Origin of the sequence: Streptomyces niveus (assembly GCF_001723055.1) — a bacterium.
GTDB classification, from domain to species: domain Bacteria; phylum Actinomycetota; class Actinomycetes; order Streptomycetales; family Streptomycetaceae; genus Streptomyces; species Streptomyces niveus.
On the sequence record NZ_MDCR01000117.1, the window covers coordinates 1 to 9,975 of the forward strand.

General features: G+C 69.9%; 13 protein-coding genes and 1 pseudogene. 7 read left to right on the top strand and 7 right to left on the bottom strand.

What is annotated here, in order from left to right; genetic code table 11:
• Positions 1 to 69: 69 nt before the first annotated feature.
• Positions 70 to 273: a hypothetical protein gene (locus BHU15_RS15485; protein WP_069627730.1), complete on the bottom strand. Its 204-nt coding sequence runs from the start codon at positions 271 to 273 to the stop codon at positions 70 to 72.
• A 305-nt stretch (positions 274 to 578) separates the two neighbouring features.
• On the opposite strand from BHU15_RS15485, the gene BHU15_RS15490 reads away from it, so the two are divergent.
• Complete coding sequence (locus tag BHU15_RS15490; protein ID WP_069627731.1) at positions 579 to 1,406, top strand: helix-turn-helix domain-containing protein; 828 nt, start codon at positions 579 to 581, stop codon at positions 1,404 to 1,406.
• Positions 1,403 to 1,612, top strand: a complete 210-nt coding sequence (locus tag BHU15_RS15495) for a DUF397 domain-containing protein (protein ID WP_069627732.1) — start codon at positions 1,403 to 1,405, stop codon at positions 1,610 to 1,612. Before BHU15_RS15490 ends, BHU15_RS15495 begins: the two co-directional genes overlap by 4 nt.
• Before the next feature lie 11 nt (positions 1,613 to 1,623).
• On the opposite strand, the gene BHU15_RS15500 is transcribed toward BHU15_RS15495, so the two are convergent.
• Both BHU15_RS15500 and BHU15_RS15505 read right to left on the bottom strand, forming a co-directional pair.
• Positions 1,624 to 2,253 (bottom strand): class I SAM-dependent methyltransferase, encoded by a 630-nt coding sequence (locus BHU15_RS15500; protein WP_348538522.1) that lies wholly within the window; start codon positions 2,251 to 2,253, stop codon positions 1,624 to 1,626.
• 138 nt (positions 2,254 to 2,391) lie between these two features.
• On the bottom strand, positions 2,392 to 2,832 hold the full coding sequence (locus BHU15_RS15505; protein ID WP_069627734.1) for a UCP032817 domain-containing protein: 441 nt from the start codon (positions 2,830 to 2,832) through the stop codon (positions 2,392 to 2,394).
• Between the two features lie 178 nt (positions 2,833 to 3,010).
• Here BHU15_RS15505 and BHU15_RS15510 point away from each other — a divergent pair, with 178 nt between their 5' ends.
• A complete protein-coding gene (locus BHU15_RS15510; protein WP_079128162.1) occupies positions 3,011 to 4,318 on the top strand; it encodes a helix-turn-helix domain-containing protein in 1,308 nt (435 codons plus the stop codon).
• Positions 4,319 to 4,369: 51 nt separating this feature from the next.
• Here BHU15_RS15510 and BHU15_RS15515 read toward each other — a convergent pair whose 3' ends face one another.
• Both BHU15_RS15515 and BHU15_RS15520 read right to left on the bottom strand, forming a co-directional pair.
• A complete protein-coding gene (locus BHU15_RS15515; protein ID WP_167756262.1) occupies positions 4,370 to 5,044 on the bottom strand; it encodes an SDR family NAD(P)-dependent oxidoreductase in 675 nt (224 codons plus the stop codon).
• Positions 5,045 to 5,321: 277 nt separating this feature from the next.
• Positions 5,322 to 5,774, bottom strand: a complete 453-nt coding sequence (locus BHU15_RS15520) for a hypothetical protein (protein WP_141726826.1) — start codon at positions 5,772 to 5,774, stop codon at positions 5,322 to 5,324.
• Between the two features lie 232 nt (positions 5,775 to 6,006).
• Here BHU15_RS15520 and BHU15_RS15525 point away from each other — a divergent pair, with 232 nt between their 5' ends.
• Together BHU15_RS15525 and BHU15_RS15530 are read left to right on the top strand one after the other, a co-directional pair.
• Positions 6,007 to 6,894 carry a helix-turn-helix domain-containing protein gene (locus BHU15_RS15525; protein ID WP_255293119.1) on the top strand — a complete coding sequence of 296 codons (888 nt, stop codon included), beginning with the start codon at positions 6,007 to 6,009 and terminating at the stop codon, positions 6,892 to 6,894.
• Entirely contained in the window at positions 6,891 to 7,691 is an 801-nt protein-coding gene (locus BHU15_RS15530; RefSeq protein WP_023540095.1) for an SAM-dependent methyltransferase, read from the top strand. Before BHU15_RS15525 ends, BHU15_RS15530 begins: the two co-directional genes overlap by 4 nt.
• 249 nt (positions 7,692 to 7,940) lie before the next feature.
• Here BHU15_RS15530 and BHU15_RS15535 read toward each other — a convergent pair whose 3' ends face one another.
• Positions 7,941 to 8,408 carry a MarR family winged helix-turn-helix transcriptional regulator gene (locus tag BHU15_RS15535; protein WP_247748867.1) on the bottom strand — a complete coding sequence of 156 codons (468 nt, stop codon included), beginning with the start codon at positions 8,406 to 8,408 and terminating at the stop codon, positions 7,941 to 7,943.
• Positions 8,409 to 8,526: 118 nt separating this feature from the next.
• Here BHU15_RS15535 and BHU15_RS15540 point away from each other — a divergent pair, with 118 nt between their 5' ends.
• Positions 8,527 to 9,102, top strand: a complete 576-nt coding sequence (locus tag BHU15_RS15540) for an NADPH-dependent FMN reductase (RefSeq protein ID WP_069627738.1) — start codon at positions 8,527 to 8,529, stop codon at positions 9,100 to 9,102.
• A gap of 20 nt (positions 9,103 to 9,122) precedes the next feature.
• Positions 9,123 to 9,557, top strand: coding sequence for a protein-tyrosine phosphatase family protein (locus tag BHU15_RS15545; RefSeq protein ID WP_069627739.1), 435 nt, complete (start codon positions 9,123 to 9,125; stop codon positions 9,555 to 9,557).
• A gap of 36 nt (positions 9,558 to 9,593) precedes the next feature.
• On the opposite strand, the pseudogene BHU15_RS15550 reads toward BHU15_RS15545, so the two are convergent.
• Positions 9,594 to 9,975, bottom strand: a pseudogene (locus BHU15_RS15550) (hypothetical protein); the annotation flags it as partial.

Below are 9,975 nucleotides of genomic sequence, written 5' to 3' on the forward strand. Positions count from 1 at the left end.
GCGTAGCGCCGGGTCGAGACACCGCTACCGGAGAGGGGTTTCCCCGCCTTCGGCTGTCTCGACCCGGCGCTACGCACCTGCTGAATCCGGCTCCGGCGGCCGGTAGTCCGGGCACAGCGAGTGCCCGCACTCGCACGGCGGCCAGCGGTGGACGGCGTCCCCGGGGAGCAGGGGCTCCTCGGAGCGGCGGCCCTTGGGTACCACGAGGACGCCGTCCCTGCCGAACCGCTCGGTCAGCCACGACAGTTGCCTGCGGGCATCACTCCGCGTCATTCCGCACCTCGCCTCAGTCGGTGGAGCACGCGCTCCAACAGCTCCCGGGTGACGGGGTCGTAGACGCGCGGCACACCCTCGGGCACGAGCCGCCAGAAGCCTCCGGCATGGATGACGGCTTCAAGTTCCGCCGTGCCGGGGTGTGTTGGGGCGGACTCTTCGAGTCCCTGTTCGCACATGGAGGGGCGCGCCTTCCGTCATCGCGTCATTACCGTCTGTGCATCAAGAATCGGCTGTCGCGCGTACGCTGAACAGGGAGGCCGTCTGGACAGCCGTGACTGTCCCAAGACCGTTCGGGGATACGTATGACCGTCGAGAACGAGACCGCCGAAAACGCCGACCCGACGCTGTCACCTCTCGCCCACTTCGGCTACGAGGTACGGCTGGAACGCGAACGTCTCGGCATGTCGCGCAGCGAACTGGGCAAGGCGGCGCACTGCGGCTACTCGCTCGTCGCGAAGATCGAGGCGGGCGACCGCGTACCGGCGTTGTCGTTCGCGGAGACGTGCGACCGGGTGTTCCCGTACTCCAACGGCCGGTTCGAACGGCTCTGGCCGCTGGCGTTGCGCTGGGCGTTCCCGCCGTGGTTCCGGCGGTACGTCGAGCTGGAATGGATCGCGACCAAGTTGCAGATGTTCCACCCGCTGCTACTCCCCGGGATCATCCAGACCGAGGAGTACGCGCGGGCCGTACTTAGGGCCGGGCGTCCGACCAATCTCGACGACCTCGTCACGGCACGGATGGAGCGCCAGCGCATCCTTGAGCGGGAGAACCCAACCCGCCTTTGGCTCGTGCTGAACGAGGCCGTCCTACGGAATACGGTGGGCGACGCGGCTGTCATGTCGAAGCAACTCGGACGCCTTCATGAGCTGGCTCAGCACCCCCCGCACGTCGTACAGCTCGTGCCGACCAAAGGGAACAACCACCTGGCGGCCAGTCCCTTCGGCCTGCTGTCCTTCAACGAAGGCGCTGACGTCGTTCATGTCGACGGATTCCCCCGTGGCTACCTTCTGGCCGACAACGACGACGTGACCACGGCGAACGATGCCTATGATCTGCTCAAGTCAATGGCCGCACCGCCGGATGAGTCGGCAGACATGATCGACTCCATCTCAAAGGACTGCTACTCATGATCGAGCCCACGCACATCCCGGAAGAGAACTGGCGGAGTTCCAGCTACAGCCAGAGCAACGGCGGCGAGTGCGTCCAGGTGGCCGTCGGGATACCGGGCATCGTCCCGGTCCGCGACTCCAAGAACCCGACCGGCCCCGTCCTCGCCCTCACCCCCACCGCCTGGGCCGACTTCGTGACGTACGCCGTCGGCAAAGGCAACTCGTAGGACGTCGCCCGTCATACAGGGGTCCGCGCGCTCACCAGCAGTGTGCCCAGCCTGTCGGGCACGGGGGCCGGTAGCACCTCGGCGGTGGTGCCGGTGAAACCGTGCCTCTTGAGGAGGTCCGCCCACATCTGGGGCGCGTACTGCCAGCGGAGCACGGTCAGTTCGCCGCTGCGGCCCTCCAGCCATTTGCCGCGCATGGGTTGCGCCCCGTACGCGCCGGGGACCGGCTCCGCCTGGCTGAAGGCGAAGACACCGCCAGGCGCGAGCCGCTTGGCGACCAGCGGGAACAGACGTTCCGGGTCGGTGAACCACACCGCGCCCCAGACGGAGTAGACGGCGTCATACGTGGCGGTGTTCGTCGCGAGGTGTTCGGTCACGTCGGCGTGGACGAATGCCACGCGGGGCTCGTCCCTCCACCAGGCACTCGCGCGCGCCACCTGCACGGGTGAGAGATCCACGCCGGTGACCTCGACGCCCTGGCGGGCGAGACAGACGGCTTCTCTGCCCTCCGCCGGTCCCAGATCCAGCGCGGTCGCCGGTCGGCCGAGCAGTTCATGGTCCGGGCCGTGGCCGGGATACTGCGTCCACTCGAAACGCCCGACCACGGGACGCGGCTGTTCCCCCGTCTCCCGGTGTGGCATGTATGTGTCCCAGTACTCGGCGGGACTCTGTGGCGCGCGGGGCATGGAACACCTCGGGTGGTCGGTGAGGCCCTGTCGGGCTGGTCACCGTACCTGCACCGTCCTGCCGTTCTGCTGTCCTGGTGAGCCCGAAGGCGCTCAGTGGCAGTTCTCCCCCGGGCGGCACGGACCGCACTTGCCGTAGTCGGCTTCCCACAGCTTCCAGTCGACGCCGAAGCCGTTGTCGGCCAGGATCTGCGCGGTCCGCTCGACGGATCCGTCGTACTTGAAGTCGATCTCAGGAATGTGCTCCAGGAACCGTCCACCGAAGTTCAGGTGGCAGAACTCCCGGTAGTTGCGGGTGTCGAGGATGAAGACATGGACGGCGATGTCGACGGTGCGTCCGCAGCACATCTCCAGGCCCTGGCCCCACTTCTCCATGGCCGTGATCAGGTAGGAGACGGCGGCGTGGAAAAGCCGTGTCGCCATTACCTCGTCGAACGGGTAGTCCCTCATGAGGAGCTGGATCTCGCGGTCCCAGACCTCCGGTTTCACGTAGTCGCGGGGATCACGGAGCGTGGTCCTGACGGCAGTTGCCATGCTGGCCTCCGATGCGCCCGGACTCCGCCCGGTGGCGGAGTCCGTCCTCTCACTGCACCGCCAACCGACCTGCTGCGGAGATCAGTTGGCGTCTCGCGCAAGCCGTTTGCAGAAGGCGCACACGCCGTGTACGACTCGCACGGGACCGGTTACGTTGAGCAGGCAGCCCTGCCGGTATATGGCGAGTGGAGGCCCGGTGCGTGCCGATCAGTTGTGGAACTCGGGCGCGGTTCGCACGCTTGTCGCCGCTCAGGATCCGGGGGGTCTGATACGGCTGGGTCGCCTGGGGCACGGATGGCATCAGGCCGAACTGGGCAGCCGGATCGGGTGTTCCGCTTCGACCGTTTCACGACTGGAGCAACAGGGGCGACGCGCTGATCTGAATCTCGTCCGGCATGCGGCGCGGGAGGTAGGCATGCCGATGTATGTCCTAGCCGCGTCCCGCGGTCTTGTGGTGCCTCCGGCCACTAGAGTTGCGCCGGATTGGCCACGTTGTCCCGAGGAGGACCCGATGCGCCGCCGCTCGCTGCTCGCCGCCGGCCTTGCCGGTCCCGCCGCGCTTCTCGGCGGCCTGGAGGACGCTCTTGCCAGCATGCCCGACCCCACCGGTTCGTCGGCACCGTTGGACGGCCGTCTGGCCGTGGCCAGGGCGCACTTCGATGCCGGGCGCCACGACAAGCTTCTGGCGTCACTCCCCGGGCTTCTGGCTGACGCCCATCACGTCGCGCGGACCCGCGAACCGCTGCCCCTCGCCAGACTGTCGGCGGCCTACAGCCTGGCCAGTCAAGTACTTACGAAGATCGGTCGGTACGAGCAGTCCCGGCTGAGCGCGGACCGGGCAACCGTGTACGCCGACTGGTCCGGATCGCCGCTTGTCGCCGCAGCGGCGGCCCGCGAGTTGAGCATCGTGCTCCGTCACCAGGACCAGCCCGTATCGGCCCAGCGGCATATCCTCGATGCCGTCTCGAAGGTCGAAGAGACGGGCCTACGGACCGACGCCCAGGCCGCCGCGTACGCGCAGATGTTGTGCACAACCTCGTACACCGCGGCTCGTGCCGGCGACAGGGACCAGGCAACCGCCATGATCCATGCCGCCACCCTGGCGGCACGTGCGCTGCCCCAGGAGGCTCCTACCGGCCGCCTCTTCCCCATCACCCCGGCCGCCGTCGACCTCTACGCCGTCGGAGTTCATTGGGCTCTGGGTGACGCGGGAGCGGCACTCGAGGCTGGTCGCCGACTGCGGACCGAGCAGTTTCCCACCGCTGAGCGCAAGGGCCGCATGCACACGGACCTCGCCCGTGCGTGGTGGCAGTGGGTGAAGCCCGAGCAGACAGCAGCCGAGTTGCTGGCAGCGGTTCGCGTCTCTCCGGCGGAGGTCCGAGACCGCCCGGCGATCCGGAACATCGTCACGGGTCTCCGTACGCGCCACGCTCAGGTTCCCGGAGTACGAGCACTGGTCGCGGCCGTCGGCAAAGGCACCCCGTAGGAGAAGCGTGTGCCGCGCCTCCGGGGCTGAGGGTCCCCCGAGGCGCGGCGGTCAGTGGGAGTGTGGCGATACCCCGTCCGGGCGCACCGGGATCGCGCCCAGGACCTCGATCGGGATCACCGAACCCGTGTCCGTGGCCTCCGGGCGGGTCAGGTGGATTGCCAGGTCCGCGATCTGCTGGGCGCGGTGAGCGCGGGTTTCGGGGGTGGGGTTGTGGGGGGAGCCGTACGTGATGACGTTGACCGTGACGTCCGAGCCGCGGCACTCGTGGACCAGGTGCCACGTCAGGCTCATCAGGTCGGCGTGCGGGGCGCCGTCCGCCAGGGCGGAGCCGCGGCCCAGGCCCCTGGTGGAGGCGATCAGGACGATCCGGCCGTGGCCGGCCTCGCGCATACCGGGGAGGGTGCGCCCGATGATCGCGTTCGCGCGGGCCCGGGTGCCGGCCGCCGCGGCGAGGGAGGACTCCTCGCGGTGGCGCCCGTACCGGTCGGCGTCCACGACCAGGACGTCCACGACTCCGTGCCCCGTCTCGAACTCGGAGACCGCGGCGTCCAGTTGCAGCGCGTCGCTCACATCGCACCGTACGTTGTACAGCTCGTCGGGCGGCGTCCCGCGCTCGTAGAGGAACCCGACCCAGTCGTCCTGACGGGCGTACGCCGCGGCCACGCTCTCCGCGCTTCCGCTCGCACCGCTGACGACCAGCACCGAACGGCTCACGTCTGCCACTCCCCCACTGTGCGTGACCTCGTGGTCGCGCAACGAAGCCTGCGTTTCGGCGCTCGTCGGCCGGTACCAGGTGGTCCATCTGCGGGCGCGCGGAGCTCTCGGCAGGCGGTGACCGGCACCGACCGCAGCGTGGGCGCCGCCGTGGCGCGCACCGGCGTGCGCCGGGGTGGTGTCGTACATGGGCTCATCGGATGCGGCACCCCTCAATGCGTCCACACCAGCCTCTCGAAGACATCCGGAACGTGTTGGTCGAAGCAGTAGGTCGGGCGGCGCGCGCTCACGGCTGCGCGCTGAGGCAGGGCACCTCGGCCGGGAGGGTGGCCGAGGCCGCCCAACTGCCTTGCTGCGCGACGACGTTGACCGGGGCGCCGCACCGCTTCGTCAGAACCTCGGCCAGGCGCAGACAGTCGGCGTCCGGAGCCGTCGACTCGGGCGGGCCGGCCTGCGCCGGCACCGTCGCCACGTCGTCGGGCTCCGGCGGCCCGTCCAGGATCGTGACGCTGACTCTTATGGCGACGGAATCGCCCCCGGGCCCGGCGGGCCGCTTGGTCACTCCGAGGTAGTAGCCGCTGACCCCCACGACGCCCATCGCGTGCTGGGCCAGCTGGGCCGCGACTTCTTCACAGGCCGCGATCTTCGCGTCGGGCCAGCCGAGTCCGGCCAGCTCCTTGCGGACGATTCGGCGCGCGACCTGGATCTGCTCCGGCACGGCCGGTAGTGAAACGTGCATGGCATCGGTTCTCCGTAGCCCCCCGCCCTCACGCTCGATCAGCGTGCCGGCGAGGTCGGTTCCCGACCCTGGCGCGGCTGTCTGGGGGGTGCCGCGTAGGGGAACTCCACGTTCCATCGTAGCCACGACCCCGACACTCTGCAACGTGACAGAGTTCTGTTCGGCGGTATCGTGGTGAGCGCTGAACGGAGAGGAAAAGACCCTCCCCACCCGCGGACGCGAGGAGGGCCCGGTGAGTCGGCCACGATCCGGCCCCACGGTCGCTTTGCGGTGTTTCGGGGCCGATCTGCGCCGGCGGCGCGAAGCCGCGGGCATGACGCTGCAAGGCGTCGCCGAGACGATCAAGAAGGACCGGGCGACACCGGCGCGCTGGGAGAACGCGGAGACGGTGCCCAACCCGCGCATGGTCGCCGTCCTGCTCGACCTCTACTCGACACCCGCCGCCGAGCGGACCGAGGTCCTGCGCGCGCTGGAGGAGGCGAAGAAGCCGGGGTGGTGGCACCCCTGGCGCGAGGTCGCCGAGGTCGGGGTCATCGACCTGGAGTCGGCGGCGACCGGCATCCGCTCGTACGCGCCGGGAGTGCTGCCGGACCTGCTCCAGACGACCGAGTACGCGGAGGCGCTGATGAGCCTGCGCAATCCGTACGAGGACCCCGCCGTACGGCGCCTCCGGCTGGAGCTGCTGGAGGCCCGCAAGGCGCACACCATCGAGGGCGGGCCCGGCGGCGTCGCGAACAACGAGAACCGGGCCGGCCTGTGGGTGCTGCTGGAGCAGGCGACCCTGCGGCGCAGAGTGGGCGGACCCGGGGTGATGGCCCGTCAACTCGACTATCTTGAAGCCCATATCGCCGATGTCGGGTCGTCGGTGGCCATCCAGGTCATTCCGCCCGGCGTACCGCATCCGCTGGCCATCAGTCTCTGCGGCCATCTCGAGATTCTGCGCTTCAAGGAGTTCGGGATGGGTGAGAGGCTGATTCAGATCGGTCTCCACCCGGCCATGACGCTCATCACCGACGACTCCGACGCAGTGGAGAACTACCGCATGGCGATGGACGTGACCAGCGGTTACGCACCACCTCGCTTCACCCCTCTGCCCCTGACGAGTAAGGACTTCGGATGAGCGACTCCGTACGCCCCGGAACCAATGTCATGCCGACCATCCCCAACTCCGCGCGGATCTGGAACTACGCGCAGGGCGGCCAGGACAACTACCAGGTCGACCGGGAGCTCGGCGACGTGATGCTGACCGAATTCCCGGAGATCAAGAAGGCTGCCATGGAGGGGCGTGCCTTCCAGGAGCGGGTGGCCGACTACGTCGTCCGGCAGGGCGGGGTCCGCCAGTTGCTGGACCTCGGTACGGGCATTCCGACCGCGAGCGCGACGCACGGCATGGCGCAGAAGGCGGCTCCCGAGTCGCGCGTCGTGTACGTCGACAACGACCCCGTCGTCCTCAACCACGCCAGTTCGCTGCGCAGTTCACCCGAGGGCAGGATCCACTACCTCCAGCAGGACTTCCGGCTGGTGGACACGGTTCTTGAGGAGGCAGCCAAGACCCTGAACCTGGACGAGCCCGTCGCCCTCCTCGTGCTCTCCACCCTCGGCCACTTCCCGCCCGCCGAGGCGGCCGATCTCGTCGAGCGGTACACGAGCCGGCTGGCCTCCGGCTCCTACCTGGCGGTGTGCGACACGATCGAGACGCCCGGCGTGCTGAAGATGCAGGAGCACTACCTGGCGGCCGACCCCGAAGGGGCCTACCTCGCCCGTACGCCCGACCAGATCGAGGCGTGCGCCCGAGGGCTGACCCTGCTCCCGCCCGGCCTGCGCCCGCTCCCCGAACTCCTCGTACCGGAAGGGCAGTCGGCTCCCGAGGGGGCCGCCGACTGCGTCCAGTGGGGGTTCGTGGCGGTCAAGCCGTAAGCGTCGCGTACGTGGGGGCCGTACGGAGCGGGGCGTCTCTCGTGCTCCGTACGGCCTGATGCTCACGCGCCGCGCGTACCGCGCGGGCGCAGCGGCGGCTACGGGACCGGAGCGAGGAGTTCCCGACGCTCAGCGCGCACCAGTACATGCTGGAGGACGACTGGGACGGCACGTTCGTGACGGGGCTCGGGTACGTGCTGGACGGGATCGCGGCGGCCGGAAAGCGCTGAGACACACCGGGCCGGCGCGTCAGTGGTCGCCCTCCGTCAGCCGGCCGACCACCGTCTCGCCGATCGTCGCGAACACCTCGATCTGCTCCGGTGACAGCAGGTCGATGAAGTGCCGCCGTACGGACTCCACATGGGGCGGCGCCGCCCGCTCGATCGTGCGGGTGCCCTCGTCGGTGAGGACGACGACCGCGCCGCGGCCGTCCGTCGCGCACTCCTCGCGCACCACGAGCCCGCGCTGCTGCATACGCGCCAGATGGTGGGACAGGCGGCTTCGGGACCAGAGCATCCGGTCGGCGAGTTCGCTGACCCGGCGGCGCCGGTCCGGGCTCGCGCCCAGGGCGGACAGGACGTCGTAGTCGGCTTCGGAGAGTCCGCTGTCCTGTGCGAGATCGCGGGCGAGCTGCGCGTTGAGCAGCAGGAACATCCGGCGGTACGCCTGCCATGCGCGCTGTTCGGCCTCGGTCAGCCAGCGTGGGTCCTGGGTCACGGCACCACCCTACGAGGATTTGATTGACACGTCACGCACTTGCGCCCTACCGTCTTAAGTGACACGTCAATCACCTGCCACCGGCCTTCCGGCCCCGGCCTCAGGAAGGACCCCCGCCATGCCCCGTCTGCACGTCATCTCCGCCAGCACCCGCTCCGTCTCCGCGGGCCGCCCGTTCGCCCGCTGGGTCGCCGACCTCGCCCGCGAACAGCTCGGGCCGCTCGGCTTCGAGATCACGCTGGTCGATCTGCTGGAGGTCGGGCTGCCCTTCCTCGACGAACCCGAGCACCCGGCCGAGGGCCGCTACGTCCACCGCCACACCAAGGAGTGGAGCGCCACGATCGGCGGGGCCGACGCGTTCGTCTTCGTCATGCCGATGTACAACGGCGGCTTCAGCGCGCCCCTGAAGAACGCCATCGACTTCCTCCACCAGGAATGGCGGGACAAGCCGGTCGGCCTGATCAGCTACAGCGCGGGCACGTCGGGCGGCGCCCCGGCCGTCGAGATGATCCGGCCGGTGCTCGCGCGGGTGGGCCTGCGGCCCGCCGAACGGTCGCTGTCCGTCCCCGGTATCTCCGGCCATATCGGCCCGGACCTGCTGTTCCGCCCGACACACACCCTGCTCGCCGACACCGGAGCCGTACTGTCCGCCGTGGCCGCCCAACTGACCGCCCCGCAGCCCGCATCCGCCTGAGGTGGCCTAACCTCGGCTCCATGAAAGCGACTTGGGACCCCACAGCGGCGGGCGTGCTGCGGCTGCCCTCCGGCCGGCTCGTACGCGGCCGGGGCCTGCGGCACCCGCTCCCGGCCGGTCCGGCGCCGGACTTCGCGCTCTACCTGCTGGGCAAGGAACCGCCCGCCGTGGAGTGGGAGGCCCGCTGGGTGCGCTGGCCCGACTTCCGGCTGCCGAGCGACCGGGCCGGGGCTGCGGAGGCGCTGCGCGAGGCGCTTTCGCGGGCCGGGGACACACGGGTCGAGGTCGCGTGCGGCGGTGGCCGGGGACGTACGGGTACGGCGCTGGCCTGCCTCGCGGTCCTGGACGGCGTACCGAACACGGAAGCCGTCGCGTACGTCCGCGAGCACTACTCGCGGCACGCGGTCGAGACGCCGTGGCAGAAGCGGTACGTGTCGCGCTTCGCCTCGGCCTAGACCGTGTCGCGCAGGCTCCGGGTCGGGCTCCGGGCGTCAGCCCACCACCGCGCCCGACGCCAGCAGCAGATCCGGCAGCGTGCCCTCGAACTCCGGGATCAGGCGCAGTGCCAGCGCCCAGCCCTCCGGGTTGTCCGCCAGGTGCTCGGCGGCGAGTGCGGCGACCTCGCGGCGGGCCGCGCGTATCTCCTCGGTGCGGGCGTCGGTGTCGGTCGTGGGGCCGGAGTCGGCAGGGGCCAGTGCCTTGGACAAGAACGCCACCGTCGCCTGCGCCGGGAAGCCGACGCGTATCACCTCGGGCAGCGTGACCTGCCCGGTCTGGTGCGCGCGCTCCAGCCAGCGGCAGACGCCGTTGTCCAGCCGCAGCGGAAGCTTCCCCAGCATCTCGGACGCCGTCGGCGGCTTACCCGTCCGGCGC

Bases quoted from the DNA above. Each gene is read 5' to 3' on its own strand.
- BHU15_RS15520 (WP_141726826.1), bottom strand. From the start codon at position 5,774: ATGCACGTTTCACTACCGGCCGTGCCGGAGCAGATCCAGGTCGCGCGC.
- BHU15_RS15545 (WP_069627739.1), top strand. From the start codon at position 9,123: ATGAAAGCGACTTGGGACCCCACAGCGGCGGGCGTGCTGCGGCTGCCC.
- BHU15_RS15490 (WP_069627731.1), top strand. From the start codon at position 579: ATGACCGTCGAGAACGAGACCGCCGAAAACGCCGACCCGACGCTGTCA.
- BHU15_RS15495 (WP_069627732.1), top strand. From the start codon at position 1,403: ATGATCGAGCCCACGCACATCCCGGAAGAGAACTGGCGGAGTTCCAGC.
- BHU15_RS15505 (WP_069627734.1), bottom strand. From the start codon at position 2,832: ATGGCAACTGCCGTCAGGACCACGCTCCGTGATCCCCGCGACTACGTG.
- BHU15_RS15530 (WP_023540095.1), top strand. From the start codon at position 6,891: ATGAGCGACTCCGTACGCCCCGGAACCAATGTCATGCCGACCATCCCC.
- BHU15_RS15500 (WP_348538522.1), bottom strand. From the start codon at position 2,253: ATGCCACACCGGGAGACGGGGGAACAGCCGCGTCCCGTGGTCGGGCGT.
- BHU15_RS15510 (WP_079128162.1), top strand. From the start codon at position 3,011: ATGGCGAGTGGAGGCCCGGTGCGTGCCGATCAGTTGTGGAACTCGGGC.
- BHU15_RS15540 (WP_069627738.1), top strand. From the start codon at position 8,527: ATGCCCCGTCTGCACGTCATCTCCGCCAGCACCCGCTCCGTCTCCGCG.
- BHU15_RS15485 (WP_069627730.1), bottom strand. From the start codon at position 273: ATGACGCGGAGTGATGCCCGCAGGCAACTGTCGTGGCTGACCGAGCGG.